Consider the following 23,736-nt stretch of genomic DNA (forward strand, 5'->3'; position numbering starts at 1 on the left):
CCGTAAGGCTCCACTCCTCATTGAGCGAGGACGGCATGACGTTCGGAAAGAGCGTCAGGAACAGCATCGCGACCGCGGCGGCGTTTGAGGCCATGCGACCGAAGGTCGCCCCCTACCCCCCGTACCGCCGCCTCAGCTCCACCTTCCGCACCTTCCCGCTCACCGTCATCGGGAAATCCGTCAGGATCTCCAGCCTCCGCGGGATCTTGTAGTGCGCCAGCTGCTCCCGGCAGTACGCCGTGATGTCCTCCAGCGTCGGCGGATCCCCCGCGTCCCGGGGAATCACGCACGCGAGGATCTCCTCCCCGTAGCGCTCGTCGGGGACGCCGACCACCTGGACGTCCGCGATCTTGGGGTGGGCGTAGAGGAACTCCTCGATCTCACGTGGATAGACGTTCTCCCCGCCCCGAATGATCATGTCCTTGATCCGGCCGACGATCTGGACGTAGCCGTCCTCCCGCATCACCGCCAGATCGCCGGTGTGCATCCAGCGGCCCGCGTCGATCGCCTCGGCCGTCTTCTGCGGCTCGTCCCAGTAGCCGAGCATCACGCTGTAGCCGCGGGTGCACAGCTCACCCGCCTCGCCGCGCGGCAGCGTGACCCCGCTGACCGGGTCGACGACCTTCACCTCGACATGGGGCAGCACCCGGCCGACCGTGCCGGTGCGGCGCTCCAGGTCGTCGTCCCGGCGGGTCTGGGTGGAGACCGGCGAGGTCTCCGTCATTCCGTAACAGATCGAGACCTCGGCCATGTTCATCTCGGCGACGACCCGTTTCATCACCTCCACCGGGCAGGGCGAGCCCGCCATGATGCCGGTGCGCAGCGTGGACAGGTCGTACGAGGCGAAGTCGGGGAGGTTCAGCTCGGCGATGAACATCGTCGGCACGCCGTAGAGCGAAGTACAGCGTTCCTCGTCGACCGCACGGAGCGTGGCGGCGGGGTCGAAGGAGGGGGCCGGGATGACCATGCAGGCGCCGTGCGAGGTGGCCGCGAGGTTGCCCATCACCATGCCGAAGCAGTGGTAGAAGGGCACGGGGACACAGATCCGGTCCTGCTCGGTGTAGGCGATCATCTCGCCGACGAAATAGCCGTTGTTGAGGATGTTGTGGTGCGAGAGCGTCGCACCCTTGGGGAAGCCGGTGGTGCCGGAGGTGTACTGGATATTGACCGGATCGTCGCAGGACAACTCCGCCTCGCGGGCGGTCAGTTGCCCGTCGGTGACGGTCCGGGCCGCGTCCAGCAGCAGGTCCCAGGAGCCGTCCTCGATGTAGTGGACGGACCGCAGGTCGGGGCAGTTGGGCAGCACCTGGTCCACCAGCGCCCGGTAGTCGCTGGTCTTGTGCCGCTGCGAGGCGCACAGCACCGAGATCCCGGCCTGTTTCAGTACGTATTCGAGCTCATGCGCACGGTACGCCGGGTTGATGTTGACCATGATCGCGCCGATCCGGGCGGTGGCGTACTGCACGAGCACCCACTCCGCGCAGTTGACCGCCCAGATCCCGACCCGGTCGCCCTTGGCGACGCCGATGCCGAGGAAACCTCGCGCCAACTGGTCCACCGCGGCGCCGAATTCGGCGTACGTCCAGCGGGCACCCGTGCCGAGATCGACCAGCGCCTCGCGGTCGGGCCAGGCGGCGATCGCCCGGTCGAGGTTGCGGCCGATGGTGTCGCCGAGCAGCGCGGTCGTGCCGGTGCCGTGCGCGTACGAGAGCGTCATCGCAGATCTCCCTCGACGTACTCGGCGGCCGAGCCCTCGGCCGTGCGCTCGCGCAGCTCGATCCGGCGGATCTTGCCCGAGACGGTCTTCGGCAGTTCGGCGAACTCGATGCGGCGGATGCGCTTGTACGGCGCGAGGATCGAGCGCGAGTGCTCGAAGAGCAGCTTCGCCGTGTCCGGGCCCGGCTCCCAGCCCTCCGCGAGCACGATGTACGCCTTCGGCACGGCGAGCCGCACGGGGTCGGGCGCCGGCACGACCGCCGCCTCCGCCACCGCCTCGTGCTCGAGGAGCGCGCTCTCCAGCTCGAACGGCGAGATCTTGTAGTCGGATGCCTTGAAGACGTCGTCGGAGCGGCCGATGTAGGTGATGTAGCCGTCGGCGTCGCGCGCGCCGATGTCGCCCGTGCGGTAGAAGCCGCCCGCCATCGCCTCGGCCGTACGCTCCGGGTCCCCGTGGTACCCGGTCATCAGGCCGACCGGACGACCGGACAGATCCAGCGAGATCTCGCCCTCCGCGGCGCCCGGCTCGCCCGTCACCGGGTCGAGGAGCACGACCTGGTAGCCGGGGCTCGGGCGGCCCATCGACCCGGCCTTGAGCAGCTGGCCGGGGCTGTTGGCGACCTGGACGGCCGTCTCGGTCTGCCCGAAGCCGTCCCGGATGGTCACGCCCCACTCACGCCGTACGGTCTCGATGACCTCGGGATTGAGCGGCTCCCCGGCGGCGACGACCTCGCGCGGGGGCGTACGCAGCAGGCCGAGGTCCTCCTGGATCAGCATCCGCCACACGGTGGGCGGGGCACAGAAACTGGTGACGCCCGCGCGGTCCATCTCCGCCATCAGCCGGGCCGCGTCGAAGCGCGCGTAGTTGTGGATGAAGACGGTCGCCTCGGCGTTCCAGGGCGCGAAGAGATTGGACCAGGCGTGCTTGGCCCAGCCGGGCGAGGAGATGTTCAGATGCACATCGCCGGGCTTCAGTCCGATCCAGTACATCGTCGCCAGGTGGCCGACCGGGTACGAGACATGAGTGTGCTCGACCAGTTTGGGGCGGGCGGTCGTGCCGGAGGTGAAGTAGAGCATCAGCGGGTCGTCCGCCCGCGTGACACCGTCGGGCTCGAAGTCGCCCGGCGCGGAGAACGCCTCGTCGAAATCCAGCCATCCCGGCACATCGGCCGCACCCCGGTCCGCCACCGCGATCCTGGTGTAGTCCCCCGGCACCTCGGCGAACTTCGCGGTGTCCGCCACGCGCGCGATGACATGCCGGGCGCGTCCGCGGTCGATCCGGTCCCGCAGGTCCACCGGGCCGAGCAGCGGGGTCGCGGGGATGACGACGGCGCGCAGCTTCATCGCAGCGAGCGCGATCATCCACAGTTCCTGCTGGTTGCCGAGCATGACGAGAATCCGGTCCCCGGCCCGCACGCCGCGGTCCCGGAGCCAGTTGGCGACCTGGCTGGAGCGCACGGACATCTCACCGAACGAGACGGTGATCTCGAGACCGTCCTCCTCGACGATGTGCAGCGCGGTACTGGCGTTGCCGAAGGCGATCTCGTCGAACCAGTCCAGTGCCCAGTTGAAGCGCTCGGGCCGTGGCCAGGCAAAACCCGCGTACGCAGCCGCGTAGTCCTCCCTGTGCCGCAGCAGGAAGTCCCGTGCTGCCCGGAACTCCTCCGTCGCGCTGCCTGACGTCATGCGTCCTCCTCATTGCGGGACCGGCTACTGACATCGTGTAATCAGTGACCCAGGTCTCACTACCCCCGTACGGGGGTGACCCAGCGCGGAAAGGTAAGAGCAGGTGTCCGAGCCGGCCGATGCGGTGGAGATGCGAGCGGCGCTGCTGCGGCTGCGCCGGGCGACCGGGCTGCCGGTCGCCTTCGGCGGGCTGCTGCACGATGCGCGGAAGCTGCGGATCGCCGAGCTGAGCGGCGCGGCGACGGGCGCGCTGCGCGGTCTCGCGATCAGCGCGGGCAACGGCCTCGGCGGCAAGTCCATCGCGCTCTCGCGGCCGTGCGCGGTGACCGACTACCCCTCCGCGCGGCACATCAGCCACGAGTACGACGCGGCGGTGGCGGCGGAAGGGCTGCGCTCGGTGCTCGCGGTGCCCGTCGTCGTACGCCGCAAGGTGCGGGGTGTGCTGTACGGCGCGCTGCGCTCGCCGACACCGCTCGGCGAGCGGACCTTCGACGCTGCGGTGGCCGCGGCACGCGATGTGGAACAGGCCCTTGTCGTACGGGACGAGGTGCAGCGACTTCTGGTGGCGGCGCGGGAGCCGGTGGCGGGCCCCGGGGCGTGGGAGGAGGTCCGCGAGGTGCACGGCGAACTGCGCGCGCTGGCGCCGCGGATCGTGGACGAGGAACTGCGGCGGGACCTGCTCGCGGTCTGCGGCCGCCTGGCGACGGCGACGGGCGGCCCACCGCGGTCGCCGCACACGGTCGCGCTGGCTCCGCGGGAGCTGGACGTGCTGGCCTGTGTCGCGGCGGGCTCGACGAACGCGGCCGCGGCGGAGCGGCTGGGGCTGAAGCCGGAGACGGTGAAGGGGTATCTGCGGGGCGCGATGCGGAAGCTTGGAGCGCACAGCCGCCTGGAGGCGGTGGTGGCGGCCAGGCGGGCGGGCCTGTTGCCTTAGGGCCTGTCCCCTACCCGCCCCTTCCCGAACTGGGGGCAAGCCCCCAGACCCCCGTACGCGCTTCGCGCGTGTCCTCAAACGCCGGACGGGCTGAACATTCAGCCCCGCCGGCATTTGGGGCGCGGGGGTCCGGGGACAGAGCCCCCGGCCCCTCACAGCACCATCCACCCCAGCACCGCCGTCGACTGGAGGTACACCACCACGCACAGCACCACCAGCCCGCCCACACTCCACCCGAACACCCTCCGGAACAGCGCTCCCTCCGAGCCCACGATCCCCACCGCCGCCGCGCCGATCGCCAGATTCTGGGGCGAGATCATCTTCGCCATCACCCCACCCGTGGTGTTGGCCGCGCCGAACAGCACCGGGGAGGCGTGCAGCTGATCGGCCGCGGCCAACTGGAGCCCTCCGAAGAGGGCGTTCGATCCGGCGTCCGTGCCCGTCACGGCGACGCCGAACCACCCCACCACCGGCGACAGGAACGCGAAGGCGTCACCGGCCCGCGCGAGCCATGTGCCGAGGGTGGTGATCTGGCCGGACAGGTTCATCACGTACGAGAGGGCGAAGACGCAGAAGATCGTGAAGATCGCCCAGCCGAACTGGCGGATCGTCTCGGCGTACGTCCGGGCCGCGCGGACCGGCCCGATCCGCAGTACCAGCATGGTCAGCAGCCCGGAGACGAACAGCAAAGTGCCGGTGGCCGACGCCCAGTTGAGCTTGTACTGGGTGGCGACCGGCTTGCCCTGGGCGCTGTGGATGTCCAGGCCCGGCCAGTCGAAGATCGTGGTGCCGTCGAGCAGCCAGGTCTTGACCGGCTCGATCTGGGCGAGCGAGAAGAGCACCACGATGATCAGGTACGGGGCGAACGCGCCGAGGACATCGGCCCGCGAGTCGCTTCCGTCGGGACGACCGGCCCGCCGCAGCTCCTCGGTGCTCGCGTCGGCCGAGCCGCCCGCGACGGCGGGCGGGGCGACGACCTTCCCGCCCGCCTCGCGCGGCGCCCACACCCGGTTGAGCAGCAGCACGGCGCCCGCCGAGACGAGCGCGGCGAAGATGTCGGTGAGCTTGTAGCTGAAGTAGTTGGAGAGGGCGAACTGGGCCAGGGCGAAGGAGAGTCCGGCGGTCAGCGCCGCCGGCCACACCTCGCGCAGCGCGCGGAACCCGTCGGCGATGCCGACCAGGACGAACGGCACGATCAGCGCGAGCAGCGGGGCCTGCCGTCCGGCCATCGCCCCGAAGTCGTCGGCGGGCAGCTGGGTGACCTGGCCGAGGATGGTGACGGGGTTGCCCATGCCGCCGAAGGCGACGGGAGCGGTGTTGGCGACGAGCGCGATGGTCGCCGCCTTCAGCCCGGAGAAGCCGCAGGCGATGAGCATTACGGCGCAGATCGCAATGGGTGAACCGCCGCCCGCGAGCGCCTCGATGAGCGCGCCGAAGGAGAAGGCGATGACGATGGCCTGGATGCGCTTGTCGTCGCTGATGGCGGCGAAGGAGCGGCGCAGCACCGCGAAGTGCCCGGTCTTCACGGTGAGGTTGTAGATCCAGATGGCGTTGAAGGTGATCCAGAGGATCAGCAGCACGCTGAGAGCCGCGCCGAAGGCTGCCGAGTCCAGGGCCTGGCCGAGGGGCATCTCGTAACCCCACACCGCGACCGCGAGCCCCGCCAACAGGGCTGCGAGACCGGCCCATTGGGCCTTCCAGCGGAAGACGCCGAGCAGGACCAGCACCACCATCAGCGGGACCGCCGCGATCAGCGCGGACCAGGCGAGGGAGCCCGTGGGGTTGAGGTTCTGGGTGTACATGAGATCGCGCCTCCGGCTGCATTTCCGGTCCATGTTCTGTCTTACGGAACGGCGTTCTGTAGTACGGTCGCCATGCTGGCACTACCTTTCGACCGAAGGAAGGGCTGCGTCATGGAAATCCGCCATGCCACACACCCGGATCAGATACGGCACTTCGGCACCGAGGAACTGCGCGCGCACTATCTGGTCGAGGACCTCTTCCCGGCCGGGCAAGTGCGCGCCGTCTACAGCCACCACGACCGCATGGTCGTCGCGGGCACGTCCCCCGCCCCCGGCGAGCCGGTTCCCCTGCCCACGTTCGACGCTCTGCGCTCGGAGTACTTCCTTGAGCGGCGCGAGCTCGGCGTGGTCGCCCTGGGGGCGCCCGGCACCGTCCAAGTGGACGGCGAAAAGCATCAGTTGGGCGACAAGGACGCGCTGTATGTGGGGCGCGGGGCGCGCGAGGTGGTGTTCTCGTCCGACGGCCCGGAGCCCGCCCGCTTCTATCTGGTGTCGACGGCGGCCCACACGACGTGTCCGACACGCATCGCCCGCTTCGCCGACAGCAAGGGCACGGCGCTCGGCGCGCGCGAGTCCTCCAACGAGCGCACGATCCACCGGCTGATCCACGAAGACGGCATCCGCAGCTGCGAGTTGGTGCTCGGGGTGACCGTGCTGGAGCCGGGCTCGATGTGGAACACCCTGCCGTGCCACACCCACGACCGGCGCACCGAGGTCTACCTCTACACCGGACTCCCCGAGAACGAGCGCGTCGTCCATCTGCTCGGCCGCCCCGACGAGACCCGCAATCTGATCGTCGCCGACGGCCAGGCGGTCATCTCCCCCAGCTGGTCCGTGCACTTCGGCTTCGGCACCCGCTCGTACGCCTTCGTCTGGGCGATGGGCGGCGAGAACCAGGCGTACACCGACATGGAGCCGGTCGCCGTGCCGGATCTGCGATGAGCGGGCCGTTCTCGCTCCAGGGGCATACGGCGCTGGTGACGGGCGCGCGCTCCGGGATCGGCCGGGCGCTCGCGGTCGGCCTCGCGGAGGCGGGCGCGGATCTTGTGCTGGTCGGCCGTACGGGCTCGATGGAGGAGACCGAGAAGGCGGTACGAGATGCCGGGGGCAGCGCCGAGACGCTGGTGCTCGATCTCGCCGAGCCGTCCGGCATCCCTTCTGCCGTACGGGCGTTGCTGGCCCGGCGCCGTATCGACATCCTCGTGAACAACGCGGGCGCGATCCACCGGGCTCCGGCCGAGTACACCGAGTACGAGGACTGGCGCATCGTGCTGACCACCAATCTCGACGCCGTCTTTCTGCTCTGCCGGGAGATCGGGGCGCAGATGGCCGACCGCGGCAGCGGGAAGATCGTCAACATCGCCTCGCTGCTGTCCTTCCAGGGCGGCCTCGGCGTCTCCTCGTACGCGGCCAGCAAGCACGCCGTCGCGGGGCTGACCAAGGCGCTGGCCACCGAGTGGGGTCCGCGCGGCGTGCAGGTCAACGCCGTCGCGCCCGGTTATGTCGCGACCGGGTTCACCCGGTCCCTGCGCGAGGACGGCGAGCGGCACGCGGAGATCCTGGGCCGGATCCCGGCAGGGCGCTGGGGCACGCCGGAGGATCTGGCGGGCAGCGTCGTCTTCCTTGCGTCCTCGGCCGCCGACTATGTCAACGGACATGTGCTGGTCGTCGACGGAGGTTGGATGGCACGGTGACCTCGTGAGATCCAATCCCAGCAGCGGCAATGCGACCGAGAAGGTCCTCGCCGTACTCGAAGCCCTGCCCGGCCATGAGCGGGTCACCGACATCGCGGCCGTCACCGGGCTGCCGAAATCGACCGTGCACCGCATTCTGCAGACGCTCGTGGAGCGGCAGTTCGCGCTGCCGACCGGCAGTGGCAACTACATCGGCGGCCCGCGCATCCTGTCCCTCGCCGGACAGGTGATGGGCCGCTTCAATCCGGCGCAGCACGCGGACGCGGCGCTGCGCCGGCTCTGCCGGCAGACCGGCTGCACGGTCCACTTCGCGCTGCTCGATGCCGACCAGGCGGTGTACGCGGCGAAGCTTGAGGGCGACAAGCCGTACCAGATGCCGTCCCGGATCGGCCGCTCCATCCGGCTGCACTGCACGGGCATCGGCAAGGCGATCCTCGCCGAGCTGCCGCCCGCGGGCGTCGAGGCCCTCCTGGAACGCTCCGGCATGGAGGCCCGCACCCCGAACACCATCACCGAACTGGCCGTGCTTCAGGCCGAGTTGGTGCAGGTACGGGAGCGCGGCTGGGCGTACGACGACGAGGAGAACGAACCGGGCATCCTCTGTATCGCCGCCGCCGTGCACGGCCACACCGGAGCGGTCATCGGCGGTATCAGCGTCGCCACGATCACCCTCGATCCCTGGCATGCCTCCGTCGAGTCACTCGCCGAACTGGTCCGTGAGTCGGCGAGGGAGGTCTCCACGGCTCTGGGCGCACAGCCCGGCAGTCAGGTTGAATGAGCGCATGGTGTCCGCAGACCGCTTCCTCGCATTCGCCGCGATGTCCCTCCTGGTGATCGTGATCCCTGGGCCGAGCGTGCTCTTCGTGATAGGCCGGGCTCTCGCCCACGGCCGCCGCACGGCGGTGGCCACGGCCCTGGGCAATGTCGTCGGCTCGTACGCCCTGGTGGTGGCCGTCGCGCTGGGCATCGGCGCGCTGGTGGAGCGCTCGGTGGCGGTGTTCATGGCGGTGAAGCTGGCGGGCGCGGCCTATCTGGTCTTCCTGGGGGTGCAGGCGTTCCGGCACCGCAAGGACATGAAGGTCTCGGACATGGAAGCCCCCTCCGGACCGGCGCGGGGCGATGCCCGTACGGTCCTCGACGGCATCCTCGTGGGTGTCACCAACCCCAAGGGCATCGTCTTCTTCGCCGCCGTCCTTCCGCAGTTCGTGGACCACACGGCGGGGAATCTGCCCGCCCAGATGCTGCTGCTCGGCCTGGTCCCGATCTCGATCGGCCTGGTCACGGACACCCTGTGGGGTCTGGGCGCGGCGGCGGCGCGCAATTGGTTCGCCCGCTCGGAACGCCGGCTGTCGATGGTGGGTGGCGCGGGCGGGTTCGCGATGATCGGCCTGGGTGTGACGGTGGCGGCGACGGGCCGCGCGGACTGAGTCCTTCCGCGGCGCAACGCCAGGGACGCGTCAAATACCGGGCGCGCACAGTCAGAGAGGTGTCAGGGGCGCGCCGTTCGGTCTCCGCACGGGCAAGGCTTCTTCCCGTGGACATCCTTGTGAACGAAGACACGGACCCCGACGAACCCCGCCCGGCAGGGCCGCTGTTCGTGCCGGTTCGGCTCGGCTCTGCCGGAGGCTGCCAGCTGCGCTTCTGGCCACCCCTCTCGGCGTACGTACCGCCATCGGCTTCACCACCGGGCGTCGGCTTCTCGACATGCTCGGGGAGCGGCAGGCGTGGATCCGGCTCGCCGAGCCGGCACTGCGTACCCTCTGCGAACCTCTCGGCGTGACGACCGTGACGGTGGACCCGCAGCTCACCGCGCCCGCGCCGGCGCCGAGGGAGTGGCCGGTACGCAGGTGTGCGCGGCGCCTGACCGCGGAGGTGTACGGATGACGGCCGTCCCCACTGCCCTCGCGATACCCGAACTGGCGGCGGGGCGGTCCAGGCTGCCTAGTCGCTGAAGGTCCCGAATTGGATGTCGTACGCGGTGGCCGAGGACAGGGTGGTCAGCATCCGCTCGGCCTCCTCGGCCACCGCGTCACGCTGCGCGCGGGTCAGCTGCGCGAAGGCCTGCAGGGTTACGTTCGCGCCGTCCTTGGTCTCGGTCGGCCGCCAGATCCCGGCGAGGTACCCGTCGACGAGGAAGGTGCAGTGGGCCTGGTTGCCCTTCCAGGTGCGCTGCCTGTACTCGTCGGGCACGATGCGGCTGCGGTCGGCGTGCGAGAGCAGCAGATTGTCGAACTCGGGCAGCAGGCGGGGCGGCGCCGGGGTGTCGGCGTCCGGCCGGGGCGCGTCCGGGAGGTCGAAGAGCTCGACGCCGTTCTCGTCCTGGAAGACGGCCAGCCGCGGCCGCAGCCGCTCGAAGACCTCCCGCAGCCGGGTCAGCCCGGACCAGGTCTGCATGTCCCTGACCGAGGCGGGCCCGAAGGCCCCGAGGTAGCGCAGCACGGTGGCATCGGGCGTTGGCGCGGGCTCCGCCTGGCGGCCGAACCAGTGCTCGGCGGTGGTCAGCGTGACCTGGCCGCTCCTGCCCCACAGGCCGCGCGGGGTGACCTGCACGAGCGGCAGTACGCACCGTGCGGCGACGGAGAGAGCGAACGGGTCGGCGTCCGGCCACTCCTTCAGCAGCGCCTCACGCAGCTCCTTCATGGTGCGGGGCTGCTCCTCGACCAGCTCCCGGCTGATCGCACCGAGCCGGACCAGATCAACCCCGGCCAGGCCCGTACGGAACTGCTTGAGCTCCCGGTCCCGGGCGGCCTGGACCAGCGGTCGCAGGGTGAGGCAGTCCTCGGCGGAGTGCGTATGGATGGTGGAGCGCATCGTGACCAGGCGTGCGACCTCGCGGGATGCCATCAGCGCGGAGAGCTCCTCGGGATCGAAGCCCTCCAGGCGGGCGGCGAGCGCGTAGTACGGCGGCTTCACGTTCTGCGCCTGGAGGCCGACGAGGTGCTCGACGGCGCCCTTGACGGACATCGCGGACCTGGGGGCGCGGCGCAGCAGGAGCTGGCGGTCCAGGGTGGCGCGGTTGAGGGCGCGGTTGCCGAGTACGGGGTATGTCGTCTTCGAGGCCATGCGCCACACGCTACTCAGGCTTGCGGACACCTTCTGTCCTCAAGAAAACCCGCTGGTCGCAGCCCCGCCATGCCGGGACAGTTCGACCCGGATATCCTGCTCCGTGGCCGAACGGGCGCGGACGACACCCGCGCCGTTTCAGAGGCGGGAGGTGAGAGACGCGATGCCGCTGTCCCCGAAGAGGCACCAATGGCGCCGCCGCCCCCTCCTTGCCACGAGCCCGCCGCCCCCCACCCCCGCGGCTCCCGCCGAGCCGGTCGCGCCCGCTCCCGTACAGAAGGACCAGGGCAGCGTCGTCCAGGCCGCGCTCTACCGTGACGGCCGCCGCGTCTCGACACCCGACTCGCTCGCCCAGACCTTCCGCCAGCTGCGCGAGTACCCCGACGGCATGGCGTGGATCGGCCTGCACCGCCCCACCGAGGCCGAAGTCCACTCGCTCGCCGCGGAGTTCGACCTGCACGAACTCGCCGTCGAGGACGCGCTTGAGGCCCACCAGCGCCCCAAGCTCGAACGGTACGGCGACACCCTCTTCGTGGTGCTGCGCGCCGCCCGCTATCTCGACGCCCAGGAGGAGGTCGAGTTCGGCGAGCTGCACGTCTTCGTCGGCAAGGACTTCCTGATCACCGTCCGCCACGGCGCGGCCCCCGACCTGTCCGCGGTACGCCACCGCATGGAGAAGACCCCGGAACTGCTGGCCCTCGGCCCGGAGGCGGTGCTGTACGCGATCCTGGACGCGGTGGTCGACGGCTATGCCCCGGTCGTGGCGGGCGTGCAGAACGACATCGACGAGATCGAGACCCAGGTGTTCGGCGGCGACCCTGCGGTGTCGCGCCGTATCTACGAACTCTCCCGCGAAATGGTCGAGTTCCAGCGCGCCACCCGCCCCCTGGTCGGCATGCTGCACGCCCTGATGGCGGGCTTCGCGAAGTACGGCACGGACGAGGAGCTCCAGCGCTATCTGCGCGACGTCGCGGACCACGTCACGCACACGAGCGAGCGCGTGGACAGCTTCCGCCAGGCGCTGGCGGACATCCTCACGGTGAACGCGACGCTGGTGACGCAGCAGCAGAACGAAGAAATGCGGGCGATGGCCGAGGCGGGCATCGAGCAGAACGAGGAGATCAAGAAGATCTCCTCGTGGGCCGCCATTCTCTTCGCCCCGACGCTGGTCGGCACGATCTACGGCATGAACTTCGAGACGATGCCGGAACTGAAGTGGGCGGCAGGGTACCCGTTCGCAATTCTGCTGATGGCAGCGGTTTGCATCAGTTTGTACTTCATCTTCAAGCGCCGAGACTGGCTCTGAGCCACATACACCGACCATCGCGACCGACAGTCGATTCGCTATCGCAACCTTCCCTGGATGACCCTCCGCGCCCCCTTGGGAGTATCTGGGGAGAAACGACAGAGCTGGGGAGCCACACCCCTTCAACGGTTCGAGCCAGCGGATGCGCGCCAGCCGCACAGCGGAGTTCTGATCAGTGATCGAGAGACTGCTCACGCTTAGAGGTCGTTAACTGACGGCACGTCAAGAACCCGTGAAGCTGCGCTCCTTGAGTTAAGATCCAAAGTCTGTCGATCAAGGATAGGGACACTTCGTATGAGCATGCTCAGGAAAAGTCTGACGCTGACGGCTGTGGCCGGTGCGTTGTTGGGCGGCACGTTCGTCACGCCGGCTGCGGCCGATCCAAATACCTGCCCGAAGGGGTATGCATGTGGATGGACGGGGGCAAACAGGACCGGAACCAGGCACGTCAACTCTCTGACGCCCGGCTGCTATCCCCTCGAGAGGGTCAATCGGTCCGTCTCAAACCAGACGTCCTATCGCGTGGAACTCTGGCACATCACCACCGGCTGCGGCCAAGGCACCAAGCTGGCTACTCTGAATCCGGGCCACTACGCAGACAATCCCGGCGCCGTTACAGGGATTGCAGTCTACAAAATTTAGCGCTGCGGCCTTTACAGAGAAGGCCGAGCCCGAGGTGCACCGACGCTGCTCCGCCCGTTACGGGCGGAGCAGCGCGCTTAAGAGGTTGTCTCACGTGGCGTGATGCCCGTGCGGCATGATGCGGGTCGTGGGTGCTGATCTGTCGAAGCGTCTGGTTCCTAATGAACTCTCGGAACTGGCCGCCCCGTTGCTGCCGTCCTTCACCGCTCGTCCGCAGGGTGGCGGGACCGCTCCGTGCGATGATGAACTGGAGGTGCCCCGGTGCCGTGAGATGCCCGAGCTGCACTGGGCGTTCGGCTACCCCTTCACGGTCGGCCTCATGGCGCTGGTTGTGTGAGCGGCGCTGGGGAGCGGAGCCACCACCACGTCACCGGCCGTTCCGCCGCCTCGCATCAGGTCGTGGGCGCTCCCGCGGTATCTCACGCCGTGTACAGCCGGCTGGTCTCAAGGGCGTGTCCGATTCCTCGTCTCCGTCACCGGCCGGTCCCGCCGCAGGTCGTCGAAGAGCCGGGCCGACCTCTTGGCGTCCCACTTCAGTACGTTGCCCTTGGGGGTGGGGACGCCGATGCCGGACAAGGGCACGTTGATCTGCTTGCCGTTTCCGCCCGCGACGCTCTGCACGGCGCGGAACATCCTGCTGAGATCACGCAGACTCATGTCCTTGTCGACGATGAGCGTGTCGAGCCCGGCCTGCATGGCAGGACCGATCTCCAGCGGGTCGAAGAGCGTGCCGGGCCGGGCGGCCTGGTGAGCGAGGGTCGACAGGAACTTCTGCTGGTTCCTCGACCGGCCCAGATCGCCCTCCTTCTCCTGGTGCCGCTGGCGGACGAAGGCGAGCGCCTGCTTGCCGTTCAGGGTGTGACAGCCCTTGCGCAGGTCGGCGCCCGACTTCTTGTCCTTGATGTCCCGGTCTAGGCACATCCGGACACCGCCGATGGCATCGACGATGTTCACGAACCCGGCGAAGCCGATCTCCGCATAGTGGTCGATGCGCAGCCCGGTGTTCTTCTCGACGGTGTGCACCAGCAGTTCCGGGCCGCCGTAGGAGAAAGCGGCGTTGAGTTTGTCCCCCTCGGGCCGCTTGGTCTTGCCCGTCGATGTGTCGAGGCGGCCGGGCACGGTGACCCAGGAGTCGCGCGGCAGGCTGACCATGCTGGTGCCGTGCGCCCCGGTGTGCAGCAGCATCATCGAGTCGGTGCGCCGCCCGCCGCCCCCGCCGGCGTGCAGGTCCTTCACGTCGTCCTCGGAGAGCCCCTCGCGGCTGTCCGAGCCCACGATGAGGTAGTTGGTGCCCTCGCCGGGCGCCGGACGGCCCCCGTACGCGCCGAGGTCGACGTCACGTTGGAGCCGGGTCTCGGCCCAGCCGTACGTGCCACCCGCCGCGACGACCACAACGGCCAGCAGGACGAGCGCCGCCCGCCGCAGCCTCCTGCGCTTCTTCGGCTGCCGGGCATGGGCACGCCGGGGCCCGTAGCGGGAGCTGGGGCGTTCGGCGAACCGCTCACGCGCGGCCGAGCTTTCCAGGGGCGCGCACGGTTCCTGGCCGGCGTACGGATCCGGCGCGGCGTACGACTCCGGGCCGGGTGTCGGCCCTCGGCCGGCCCTCGGCTCCGGGCGCCACAGCTGACCCGTCACCCACACCGGCCCCCGGCGCACGGGACGGCTCCCGGCGTCGCCGTTCCAGCCGTACTCCCCCGTGGGCATGTCGCCTCCGGCCCGCTGGTCAAGCGGGTCTGTCATGGTCAACTCCCTTGGTCTCCCAGGTCCGACTCGCACGGCCGCTCTCCGGTTCCCCTCCCGTCGCCTCGCGTACGTGGATCACCGCGACGACAGGCTCCGCCGCGGGGGCGGTTCGTCGAGCGGATCTCCGGACGTCTCCCCGGGCGGCGCTTCGAGCAGGTACGGGTCGGCGGTTCCGGTGCGCTTCATGCTGTGCCACTTCAGGCGGGAGCCGAGCAGCGCCGTGGTCACGGAGTGGATGACCACCAGGTACATCAACTGCCGGTAGACGAACTGCTGGAGCGGCAGCACCCACAGCACGCGCAGCCGTTCGCGGTCGAGCCGCAGCGCGTACGCGGCGGTGACCAACTGGATTGAGAGGAACCCGAACCAGACGAGGGCGGCCTCCACGGGGTCGCGGAACAGCGCCCCGAACAGGGCGAACATGTCCACGACCGGTGCGCACAGCGGCAGCACGATCTGGAACAGCGTGACGTAGAGCAGCACGCGACGGCCGAAGCGTCCGGCGGGGCCGATCTCCGTCACCGCGTGACGGTGCTTCCACATCGCCTGGAGGGTGCCGTAGCACCAGCGGTAGCGCTGGCGCCACAACTGCCGTACGCTGACGGGCACTTCGGTCCAGGCGACCGCCGACTCCTCGTAGACGACGCGCCAGCCGGCCCGCCAGAGCGCCATCGTGAGGTCGGTGTCCTCGGCCAGGGTCTCGTCGCTGACGCCGCCGACGCCCATCAGCGCGTCCCTGCGGAAGGCGCCGATCGCCCCCGGCACCGTCGGCATGCACTCCAGGACCTCGAACATCCGCCGGTCGAGGTTGAAGCCGAGTACGTACTCCAGGTGCTGCCATTTGCCGAGCAGGCGGCGCCGGTTGCCGACCTTGGTGTTGCCGCTGACCGCGCCGACCGCGGGGTGGGCGAGCGGCTGGATCAGCCGGGCCAGCGCCTCGGGTTCGAAGATGGTGTCCGCGTCGACCATGACGACGATGTCGTACCGGGCGTGCGCCAGGCCGGTGTTGAGGGCGCTGGGCTTGCCGCCGTTGGGCTGCCGGATCACCGTCACCCGCGGGTCGTCGATGTCCTCGGCGATGTCGGCGGTGGCGTCGGTCGAACCGTCGTCGATCACGATGATCTGAAAGTGCGGGTGGGTGGAGGCGAGCAGCGAGTACACGGTGGAGGCGATGCCGGCCTCCTCGTTGTACGCGGGCACCAGCACCGTCACCGGGTCCCGCACCTCGCGCAGCCGTGGTGCGCCGGGCCGGTACCGGTGCAGCCTGCGCACATGGAGCCGGGCGAACACCGCGAACAGGAGCATCCGCAGGACCCCGAGCGCGCCTGCGAAGGTCAGCGTCCACACCATCACGGTGAGGAAGGCGTGCGCGAGCCACTGCGACCGGATCAGGCCCTCCCCCTTGATCTGCTGGGTGACCGGGACCGCGTCGACGAAGGAGGGACGGCCGAGGCCGCCGCTGACGGTGGTGAACCGTTTCACGCTGCGGTCCCGCAGCAGATCCTGGGCCTCGTGGTAGCCCAGGTCGGTCTGGCTGTGCTGCGTCACCACCCCTCGCCACGGCTTGCGGTCCTTGTGGTCCGATGCGACCACCAGGTACCCCTGCGCCGCCGCGCGCTTCGCGGCCGGCCACTCGGGGCCGCAGAGCGTGTCCGCGGCCGTGGTGTGCGGCAGCCGCAGCAGGGTGGTGTTGATGCCGGCCGCACCCGCGAGAGCGGTCTGGGTGAGCGACAGTTCAAGGCGCGTACGCAGCGGCGAGGCGACACCGAGGTCGCCACCGCTGTAGGTGTACGAGCCGATCTCGTGGCCCTCGTACAGGATCTGCCGCATCAGCTTCGGGTAACGGGCCGCGTCCTTCCCGTAGACGAAGAAGGTCGCGTGCGCGTGGTGCCTGCGCAGCAGGTCGAGCAGGCGCGGCGTCCACACCTGGTCGGGCCCGCCGTCGAAGGTGAGCGCGACGGTCCCCGGCGGCATGGCCGCGGTGGTGACCCCCTTCGGGCCGAACCGCAGCAGCGGCTTCCCGTCGTCCGCCTCACGCGGGATCGGCCTGGTGCACGGCGGCTTGGCGCGCGCGGCGTCGACCTGGTGGGTCGTCCAGCCCTCGAAGAGGAGGGCGACGGCGACCACCAGGAGCACCAGCAGGAGCACGAGCCAGTGTCCGCGCGGCGGCCGGCGGACAGCGGCGCGCCGCCTCACTGCTTCGGGCCTCCGGTCGGCAGCGGGGCGGATCTGCCGGACAGCGGGCGACGGTGGATTTCGCGGTCCGCGTGGGCCCTGGCCGGCGGCCGCTGGGCCTCGGCTCCGACCGGTGCGCCGGAGCCGTGCAACGACTTGCCGGTGTCCGGGCCGGAAGGCGCAGGTCCGTTCGTACTCGGCGGGTGCGTGCCGACGGGCTGCCGGAGTCCGCTGATCAGCGTGCCGACGAACAGCAGATACCCGAGACAGGCGCAGCCCACGGCCAACGCCACGCCTTGCAGCGTCCGCCTGCGCCAGCCCGACTGGTCTACGAAGACGGGGAGTTGGGGGGCGGCCTGGGCACGCCGTGCCGCCGGGGTCACGCGAGGCGCCGCCGCCCGGTGCGGCATGCGCTGCGTCATGTCCTGCCCCGTGTGCTGCGCCCTGCGCGCAGGGGGTACGGGCGACGATCGCCCGTCGTGCGGTGTGCTGGCTATGTGGGGGATGCCCTGCACTGGTGCTCCTGATCTGCGGCCGCGCACGCGCGACTCTTTGTGTGGGGGGTACGGACCCGGGGGTCCGCTGTACTGCCCGTGAGACGTCAAGAGCCGCATCCCGGTGCCCGGCGCGTATGGAGGGTGCCCGTACGCGCGCATGCCTTGCGCCCTCCCGGGTGGGGCCGGGAAGGCCACGTACGTACGTGCCCTCGCAAGGACCGGGAGGCCAGAATGCAGCCGTCAGCCGTCACGCAGCCCCCGACCCTACTCGGGCACCCGGGTGGCACGGCAACAGGCCGCCCAGAAGCGGCAGTCGGCCGAAGGCCCGCCCGAGTGGGCCCTCCCCCGGGACGTGAGAATCGACCGCGCAAACAGGCGGCACGGTGAAGGCGCCGGAGACGCTCATCACCGCAGGTCAAAGCAAGCCACCAATGAAATTCCGCAGGTCATAGCCGCGCGAGCGACGACTTCAAGAAGATCTCCTCGTGGGCCGCCATTCTCTTCGCCCCGACGCTGGTCGGCACGATCTACGGCATGAACTTCGAGACGATGCCGGAGCTGAAGTGGGCGGCCGGTTATCCCTTCGCGATCCTGCTCATGGCGGTCGTCTGCGTCAGCCTGTACTTCATCTTCAAGCGCCGAGACTGGCTCTAGACCGCCATCCTCATGGCACGCACGCTGGACTGCCGATGCGAATACTCGGTCTGTCGTTGTCCACCACGGTGTTCGACGAGTTCACCGCCGTCGTGAACGGGAACAAGACCGCGGAACTGGAGCAGAGACGAGTCGAGATGCTCCTTCGCCACGACAAGTGCGATGGCGCGCCTCCTCGCTCCAGCGTGGGCAGCGGCCATCTCGTGGGCAAGGCGCTCGGCCGCCCTGCGAGTGTCGCCGACCGGGACGAGCCGGTTGGCGAGCCCGATGTCGTACGCCTCGCGAGCCGGGACGGGGCGGCCCGTGAGGATCATGTCCATGGCGCGGCTTTCGCCGATCAGGCGGGGCAGACGCACCGGCCGCCGTCCACCAGGGGTACGCCCCAGCGGCGGCAGAACACCCCGAAGACCGCGTCCTCTTCGGCGACGATGACGCGGCTCGGGTAGCGCTCGCGGTCGTGCACTTCACGCTCGGCCACACACTGGAGGGGCAGGCCGCACCCCAGCCCGGGGGCTCGGGTCCCGCAAACCCCGACGCCCTGCGCGCGCGGCGGTGACAAGAGATCAGTTCCCCCATCTCGCCGCGACACTCCCCGTGCTGGCCGGCACTGACTTCGAGGCCCACTTCGAGTTCGGCCTGCACCTGCTCGTCCAGGGTCTGCAGACGCTGCGACAACCCCGGCCGTGACCGTGCGGTGGCGGCTTACATCACGGGAACTTCGGAAGTTTCGTGCTCGGCCCAGATGATCTTGCCTTCGGGGGTGTACCGGGTGCCCCAGCGCTTGGCCAGCTGGGCCACCAGGAACAGCCCGCGGCCACCCTCGTCGGTGGTGCGCGCATGGCGCAGGCGCGGAGAGCTGTTACTGGTGTCGAACACCTCGCAGATCAGTAGGTCCTGCCTGATCAGACGCAACCGGATGGGCCCCGAGGCGTAGCGGATGGCATTGGTGACCAGCTCGCTCACGATCAGTTCGATCGTGAAGGCCAGCTCACTCAGCCCCCATGCGTCGAGGCAGCGCACGGTCCTGGCACGGGCTTCCGCCACCACCGCCGGATCGCACGGCAGGTCCCAGGAGGCCACTTGATCGGCACCGAGTGCGTGCGCACGGGCGAGAAGCAGCGCGACGTCGTCGTCGGGAGGACCTTTGAGCATGTGCGTGAGGACGCTTGCGCACAATTCGTCCAGTGGCAGGCCGGGACTGGCCAGGGCAGTGCCCAGCCTGGACATCCCGACCTCCACGTCGCGATCGCGGGCTTCGATCAGTCCGTTGGTGTAGAGGGCGAGGACGCTCCCCTCCGCCACCTCGAATTCGGCGGATTCGAACGGCAGACCTCCCAGGCCCAGCGGCGGCCCCGGCGGCAGGTCGAGGAAGGTCACCGAAGCGTCCGGAGAGACGAGAGCGGGAGGCGGGTGACCGGCCCTGGCCATCGTGCATCTGCGGGTGGCCGGGTCGTAGACGGCGTACAGGCAGGTGGCACCGAGCACGGCGGAGGCCGGACTGTCGTGGTGGGCCACGTCCTCACCGATGAGACCGAGCAGCTGGTCGTCCAGGTGGGCCAGCAGTTCCTCCGGAGGGAGGTCCAGGTCGGCCAGCGTACGAACGGCGGTACGGAGCCGGCCCATGGAGGCTGCGGCGCGGATCCCGTGCCCGACCACGTCCCCCACGACCAGGGCCACCCGTGCCCCGGACAGCCGGATCACATCGAACCAGTCGCCGCCCACACCGTCGCTGGCTTCCGCGGGAAGGTAGCGCGACTCGACTTCCAGGGTGCTCTGCGTCGTCACTCGCTGGGGCAGCAGGAAACGCTGAAGGGCCAGCGCGGTGTTGTGCTCCCGCGTGAACTGGCGCGCGTTGTCGATATTGACGGCCGCTCGCGCGACGAGATCCTCGGCGAGGAGCAGGTCGGCCTGCTCAAAGGGAGTGCGGCTCTCGCGGCGGACGAAGGTGGCGACGCCCAGAGCGTTGCCGCGGGCGCCGGCTCTGACCAGCATCACGGAACACCGGCCGAGGCCGGGGTTGTCCCCGTCGCGCTGCGGCTCGGCGGCGAGCCACCCACCGGCCTCGTCCTCCAGGACGGGCCGGAGGAATGACGTGCCGTCAAGCAGGCACCGTTCGCCCGGTGAGGACGGCGGGAAGGCCACGCTCTGCCCGGTCTCCGCGATCGGCTCGCGCAGGCCCGCGGTGGCGGAGCGCAGGCCCGCGGTGGCGGAGCGCAGGCCCGCCCGGCGCAGTTGCTGCGTACTGAGCAGACGTCCGGGGCGCGGGGCCTCACCCAGCAGCACCGGGTCGAGCAGATCCACGGCGACGAAGTCGGCGAGGTGGGGGACGCAGGTCTCGGCCAGTGCCTGCGCGATGTTCATGACGTTCAGGCTCTTGCCGGTCCGCGCGCCGACCTCGTTCAACAGGGAGAGCCGCGACCGGGCGCGCCAGCGGTCGGTGACGTCGATGACCATGTAGCAGACGCCGCGGACCCGGCCCAGGGTGTCCTCGAGCCGGAAGAACGAGGTCGAGTAGGCGTGCTCGCGCTCCGGATCGGCCTGGGTGCGGCCCCGGTACTCGACGTCGACCGCGGGCTCCCCCGTCTCCAGGACCCGGCGCATGGTCGCCTCGATCTCCTCGGCGTCGAGTTTCGGCAGCACGTCGCCGAGCCGCTTGCCCAGCCGTTCCTCCCGGGGGACCCCGCCGAGGCGTTCCAGCGCATCGTTGATCCAGATGTAGCGCAGATCCGGGCTCATCACGGCCATGCCCACCGGTGAACGGGCGAGAAACTGACCCACGAGCGACCGGTCCACCTCCCACCCCGCCGCCCACGTGTCGCTCCCGGCGTCCAGGCCATTGAAGGATGCGGCCAGGGGATCATTCCCGGCGCTGCCGTCGGAGGTGTCCATCGCGCTACCTCACCCATGAGAGGCCGGGATCTCGGCGCATGTCCGGCGACTGCATGGCTCATTCCTGTGATTCCTCCAGCATGGCACCGAGCCGCCGTCGGGGGGCGGCGGGACGCAGTCGGGCCAGGACCGGCGGGGGCCGGTGGGGCGGGTGTGGGGTCAGTGCCCCTTGCGTGCCACGTAGTACGCGTTGAGGATGTCGCCCTCGACCCGGCACACCTCGACATCCCCGAATCCGGCCTCGGCGAGCATGCGCCGAGCCGTCTGCGTACCCCAGACCGTGCCCAGTCCTGCGCCGCCCTCGGCGAGGGACACGGTCATGCAGTAGAAGACAGAGAAGGTGTAGAGCGCGGGGCCCAGGGGGTGGTCGACGTTCTCCTCCAGCTTGCTGGAGGCGTCGATGTCCACCATCAGGAACACTCCGTCGTCCCGCAGCGCGTTGGCCACGGCGGACAGCGTGCGGGCCGGGCGGGCCAGGTCGTGAATCACGTCGAAGGCGGTGATCAGGTCGTACTCACCGGTCAGCTCGGCGGAGTCCGCCACATCGAACGTGGCGTTCTCGAGCCCCCGCTCTTCGGTTTCGCGGCGCGCGGCCGCGATTCCCTGCTCCGAGATGTCCAGGCCACGGAAGCGGCTTGCCGGGAAGGCCTTGGCCAGGAGATTGACAGCGTGACCCTGGCCGGTGCCGATGTCGAGGGCGTCGAGCCCCTCACGCAGCCGTTCCGGCAAGCCGGACACCAGCGGGACGATGGAATCGACCAGGGCGAGGTCGTACACCCTCGCCGTCTCCTCGGCCTGGAGGTCCTGGAAGCGCGGGTACGCGGAGTAGGGCACGCCGCCGCCCCGCTTGAACGCCTCGAAGACCTGGTCCTCAACGATGCCCATCAGCGCGAAGTCCTGCATGAGCGAGGCCATGTTGTCGGGGCCCGAGGCCCGGACCAGTGAGGCGGCGTGCTCGGGCGGCAGTCGGTAAGTGCCGTCCTTGGCGGTGTACTCGACGATGCCGCCCACCGTCATCCCGCCGAGCCACTCCCGCACATAGCGTTCGTTCAGGCCCGTGGCCCCGGCGATCTGCTCACTCGTCGACGAGGGCAGCTCCGCCATGGTGTCGAAGAGCCCGGTCCGGTGACCGAGGCTGCACAGAAAGCCCAGACAGGAGTCGTTGAGTATCTGCACGGCTCGGCCCGCGAACTCTTCCTGCTTCGCACGGTCCATCGTCTGCGTGGTCATCGCTGCCGCTCCTTTGTCACCGCAGGTCGGAGAGCGATCAGGAGACGTCGAGCCGCAGACCGGCCAAGGAAGTCCTCGATGTTTCCGATGCTACGCCGGGGGCCGTGACCCGGCGGGCGGGGCAGGCCCGGCGTCACGGTTTCGTCAGATGTGGCCCACGCCTCGCCGAGCGCGACGCAAAACCGGCTCCGTCCCCTCGGAAACGCCCCAGGTCACGCGCGATCTCGAGCCACGCGTCGGACGCGACGTCCTCGGCGTCGTCGCCGACCAGGCCACGCAGATAGCCGAGCAGAGGAGGCTGTACGAGTCGGTAGGCGGCGGTGAAGGCCGCCTCGTCCCCCTGCTGTGCACGCGCGTCGGCACCGAGCTTCGCGTCCTACGTCTCCGCACGACGGCCGCCCCCACCTTGCTCACAGGTTCCTCGTCGTCCCCCGTCATGGCACACCCAGACAGATGTCCCCTACACATGACTGGGCCGGAGCCCACGGAATTGTCACATGCGTTCGACTGGCCTCAGGGCTCGCGAGCGCTCCGCCGCCGGGCCAGGATGGGGGGTGATGGACAAGGACACGACAGCGAGTACGGCCCCGGGCGTCACGTCGAGCCACGAGGTCTTCGGCGCACCGTGCTGGATCAGCCTGATGGCACGCGACCTTCAGGCTGCCATGTCCTTCTACGGTGCGGTCCTCGGCTGGACCTTCCGGCGGGCCCGTCTCGGCGACGAATTCCGGCTCGCGCTTTTCGAGGGCACGCCCGTCGCCGGAATCGGCGCGCTGGCCCCCGCCCTGCGGGTCCCTGTCGCATGGACGCCTTACTTCGCCGTCGCCGATGTGGACGAGACGGCGGCACGGATCCTGGAACGCAGCGCCACCGTCGCGGTGGGCCCGCTCCGCTTCCCGGTGGGCCGCGGAGCCCTCGCCGCCGACCGTGACGGCGCCGTGTTCGGCATCTGGGAGGGGCAGCTGGTCTCCGACTGGCAGGCCTGGCGCAAGAACGCGCCGGCCTGGCTGCGGCTGCGGACGCGGGACGCGTTCGAGGCGGCGATCTTCTACGGGGAGGTGCTCGACTGGGCCGGCGAGCGGCCCGGCTGCTGCGAGGTCGACTACCGGGAGGGAGAGGTGATCCTGCACCAGCACGGACAGGTCCTCGCCCGGCTCAGCTCCGGCGCGGTCGGCACAACACCCGACCCGCTCTTCCAGCCGCGCTGGCACGTCCACTTCCCCGTGGCCGACGTGCAGGCCACCGTCGAGGCCGCGCTCCGTCATGGCGGCTCGGTCCTCGGTCATGGCCGGGCCCCCTACGGCGTGGAGGCGACGCTGCGGGATCCCGACGGCGCCCTGTTCACCGTCACGAGCCGCCCGGCCGGGCCCTGAGGCTTCAGGCCCCCACACCTCACTGGGAGGTCCTCACTGGGTGCCGAGCGGCCGCACCGCCCGCGGGGTCCCGAGCACCTGATGGCCGCCGCTGGCCAGCATGCGCACCTCTCCCCGGTCGCTGATCTCCGCGCGCACGATGCCCGTCTCGTCCTCGTAGACCGGATATCCCCCCGCGCCCGCCCGCGCGGTGCGATGGACGAGCACTGTGTCGTCCTCCACGGCGGCCGCTTCAAATACCAGCTCGTACGTTTCCGGGTAATCCATGGCGGCCGCCTCCTGACATCCACCATCCATGGTCGCTCACCCGCACCCATGGCGCCTCACAAGGC

20 protein-coding genes and 4 pseudogenes are annotated in these 23,736 nt (G+C 69.9%); 12 read left to right on the forward strand and 12 right to left on the reverse strand.

Annotated features, from left to right (window positions below; translation table 11 throughout):
- Nucleotides 1-112 precede the first annotated feature (112 nt).
- Both ABZS64_RS34940 and ABZS64_RS34945 read right to left on the reverse strand, forming a co-directional pair.
- Complete coding sequence (locus tag ABZS64_RS34940; protein WP_355838351.1) at nt 113-1,717, reverse strand: AMP-binding protein; 1,605 nt, start codon at nt 1,715-1,717, stop codon at nt 113-115.
- A complete protein-coding gene (locus ABZS64_RS34945; protein ID WP_355838353.1) occupies nt 1,714-3,402 on the reverse strand; it encodes an AMP-binding protein in 1,689 nt (562 codons plus the stop codon). Before ABZS64_RS34945 ends, ABZS64_RS34940 begins: the two co-directional genes overlap by 4 nt.
- 103 nt (nt 3,403-3,505) lie before the next feature.
- Here ABZS64_RS34945 and ABZS64_RS34950 point away from each other — a divergent pair, with 103 nt between their 5' ends.
- Nucleotides 3,506-4,336, forward strand: coding sequence for a LuxR C-terminal-related transcriptional regulator (locus ABZS64_RS34950; protein ID WP_355838355.1), 831 nt, complete (start codon nt 3,506-3,508; stop codon nt 4,334-4,336).
- Nucleotides 4,337-4,488: 152 nt separating this feature from the next.
- On the opposite strand, the gene ABZS64_RS34955 is transcribed toward ABZS64_RS34950, so the two are convergent.
- Complete coding sequence (locus ABZS64_RS34955; RefSeq protein WP_355838357.1) at nt 4,489-6,138, reverse strand: L-lactate permease; 1,650 nt, start codon at nt 6,136-6,138, stop codon at nt 4,489-4,491.
- A 111-nt stretch (nt 6,139-6,249) separates the two neighbouring features.
- On the opposite strand from ABZS64_RS34955, the gene kduI reads away from it, so the two are divergent.
- The 5 genes and pseudogenes from kduI to ABZS64_RS34980 all read left to right on the forward strand — a co-directional run bounded on the left by kduI (nt 6,250) and on the right by ABZS64_RS34980 (nt 9,716).
- Nucleotides 6,250-7,080 carry a 5-dehydro-4-deoxy-D-glucuronate isomerase gene (gene kduI / locus ABZS64_RS34960; RefSeq protein ID WP_355838359.1) on the forward strand — a complete coding sequence of 277 codons (831 nt, stop codon included), beginning with the start codon at nt 6,250-6,252 and terminating at the stop codon, nt 7,078-7,080.
- The gene (locus ABZS64_RS34965; RefSeq protein WP_355838361.1) at nt 7,077-7,832 is read left to right on the forward strand and encodes an SDR family oxidoreductase; all 756 of its coding nucleotides are present in this window, start codon (nt 7,077-7,079) and stop codon (nt 7,830-7,832) included. The genes kduI and ABZS64_RS34965 overlap by 4 nt, the downstream gene beginning before the upstream one ends.
- A 4-nt stretch (nt 7,833-7,836) precedes the next feature.
- Nucleotides 7,837-8,610, forward strand: coding sequence for an IclR family transcriptional regulator (locus ABZS64_RS34970; RefSeq protein ID WP_355838364.1), 774 nt, complete (start codon nt 7,837-7,839; stop codon nt 8,608-8,610).
- Between the two features lie 4 nt (nt 8,611-8,614).
- Nucleotides 8,615-9,259 (forward strand): LysE family translocator, encoded by a 645-nt coding sequence (locus ABZS64_RS34975; protein WP_355838367.1) that lies wholly within the window; start codon nt 8,615-8,617, stop codon nt 9,257-9,259.
- Between the two features lie 107 nt (nt 9,260-9,366).
- Nucleotides 9,367-9,716: pseudogene (locus ABZS64_RS34980) on the forward strand (SAV_915 family protein).
- 57 nt (nt 9,717-9,773) lie between these two features.
- Here the strand turns inward: ABZS64_RS34980 and ABZS64_RS34985 are convergent.
- Nucleotides 9,774-10,895 carry a winged helix DNA-binding domain-containing protein gene (locus ABZS64_RS34985; RefSeq protein WP_355838370.1) on the reverse strand — a complete coding sequence of 374 codons (1,122 nt, stop codon included), beginning with the start codon at nt 10,893-10,895 and terminating at the stop codon, nt 9,774-9,776.
- 163 nt (nt 10,896-11,058) lie between these two features.
- Between ABZS64_RS34985 and ABZS64_RS34990 the strand changes: the two genes are divergently transcribed.
- From ABZS64_RS34990 to ABZS64_RS35000, 3 genes are all read left to right on the forward strand, one after another.
- The gene (locus ABZS64_RS34990; protein ID WP_355838373.1) at nt 11,059-12,201 is read left to right on the forward strand and encodes a magnesium and cobalt transport protein CorA; all 1,143 of its coding nucleotides are present in this window, start codon (nt 11,059-11,061) and stop codon (nt 12,199-12,201) included.
- A 294-nt stretch (nt 12,202-12,495) separates the two neighbouring features.
- A complete protein-coding gene (locus ABZS64_RS34995; protein ID WP_355838376.1) occupies nt 12,496-12,843 on the forward strand; it encodes a peptidase inhibitor family I36 protein in 348 nt (115 codons plus the stop codon).
- Between the two features lie 127 nt (nt 12,844-12,970).
- Nucleotides 12,971-13,180, forward strand: a complete 210-nt coding sequence (locus ABZS64_RS35000; RefSeq protein ID WP_355838379.1) for a hypothetical protein — start codon at nt 12,971-12,973, stop codon at nt 13,178-13,180.
- 107 nt (nt 13,181-13,287) lie between these two features.
- Here the strand turns inward: ABZS64_RS35000 and ABZS64_RS35005 are convergent, their stop codons facing one another.
- The 3 genes from ABZS64_RS35005 to ABZS64_RS35015 form a co-directional block, all read right to left on the reverse strand.
- Nucleotides 13,288-14,589 (reverse strand): LCP family protein, encoded by a 1,302-nt coding sequence (locus tag ABZS64_RS35005; protein ID WP_355838382.1) that lies wholly within the window; start codon nt 14,587-14,589, stop codon nt 13,288-13,290.
- 72 nt (nt 14,590-14,661) lie between these two features.
- Nucleotides 14,662-16,734, reverse strand: a complete 2,073-nt coding sequence (locus ABZS64_RS35010; protein WP_355838385.1) for a bifunctional polysaccharide deacetylase/glycosyltransferase family 2 protein — start codon at nt 16,732-16,734, stop codon at nt 14,662-14,664.
- 44 nt (nt 16,735-16,778) lie between these two features.
- Nucleotides 16,779-17,183 carry a hypothetical protein gene (locus ABZS64_RS35015; RefSeq protein ID WP_355838388.1) on the reverse strand — a complete coding sequence of 135 codons (405 nt, stop codon included), beginning with the start codon at nt 17,181-17,183 and terminating at the stop codon, nt 16,779-16,781.
- Between the two features lie 534 nt (nt 17,184-17,717).
- Between ABZS64_RS35015 and ABZS64_RS35020 the strand changes: the two are divergent.
- Nucleotides 17,718-17,912 (forward strand): annotated as a pseudogene (locus ABZS64_RS35020) (CorA family divalent cation transporter); the annotation flags it as partial.
- Nucleotides 17,913-18,106: 194 nt separating this feature from the next.
- Here the strand turns inward: ABZS64_RS35020 and ABZS64_RS35025 are convergent.
- Nucleotides 18,107-18,339, reverse strand: a pseudogene (locus tag ABZS64_RS35025) (enoyl-CoA hydratase-related protein); the annotation flags it as partial.
- Between the two features lie 125 nt (nt 18,340-18,464).
- Here ABZS64_RS35025 and ABZS64_RS35030 point away from each other — a divergent pair.
- Nucleotides 18,465-18,599, forward strand: coding sequence for a TetR/AcrR family transcriptional regulator C-terminal domain-containing protein (locus tag ABZS64_RS35030; RefSeq protein WP_355838391.1), 135 nt, complete (start codon nt 18,465-18,467; stop codon nt 18,597-18,599).
- 15 nt (nt 18,600-18,614) lie between these two features.
- Here ABZS64_RS35030 and ABZS64_RS35035 read toward each other — a convergent pair whose 3' ends face one another.
- The 3 genes and pseudogenes from ABZS64_RS35035 to ABZS64_RS35045 all read right to left on the reverse strand — a co-directional run bounded on the left by ABZS64_RS35035 (nt 18,615) and on the right by ABZS64_RS35045 (nt 22,476).
- On the reverse strand, nt 18,615-20,801 hold the full coding sequence (locus ABZS64_RS35035) for a SpoIIE family protein phosphatase (RefSeq protein WP_355838394.1): 2,187 nt from the start codon (nt 20,799-20,801) through the stop codon (nt 18,615-18,617).
- A 159-nt stretch (nt 20,802-20,960) separates the two neighbouring features.
- Nucleotides 20,961-22,031: a methyltransferase domain-containing protein gene (locus ABZS64_RS35040; protein WP_355838397.1), complete on the reverse strand. Its 1,071-nt coding sequence runs from the start codon at nt 22,029-22,031 to the stop codon at nt 20,961-20,963.
- Between the two features lie 133 nt (nt 22,032-22,164).
- Nucleotides 22,165-22,476 (reverse strand): annotated as a pseudogene (locus ABZS64_RS35045) (sigma factor).
- Between the two features lie 112 nt (nt 22,477-22,588).
- Between ABZS64_RS35045 and ABZS64_RS35050 the strand changes: the two are divergent.
- The gene (locus tag ABZS64_RS35050) at nt 22,589-23,404 is read left to right on the forward strand and encodes a VOC family protein (RefSeq protein ID WP_355838400.1); all 816 of its coding nucleotides are present in this window, start codon (nt 22,589-22,591) and stop codon (nt 23,402-23,404) included.
- A 33-nt stretch (nt 23,405-23,437) separates the two neighbouring features.
- On the opposite strand, the gene ABZS64_RS35055 is transcribed toward ABZS64_RS35050, so the two are convergent.
- Nucleotides 23,438-23,671: a DUF6296 family protein gene (locus ABZS64_RS35055; RefSeq protein ID WP_355838403.1), complete on the reverse strand. Its 234-nt coding sequence runs from the start codon at nt 23,669-23,671 to the stop codon at nt 23,438-23,440.
- Nucleotides 23,672-23,736 lie beyond the last annotated feature (65 nt).

The sequence above is a fragment of the Streptomyces sp. NPDC005408 genome (assembly GCF_040606445.1).
In the GTDB taxonomy this organism is placed as follows: domain Bacteria; phylum Actinomycetota; class Actinomycetes; order Streptomycetales; family Streptomycetaceae; genus Streptomyces.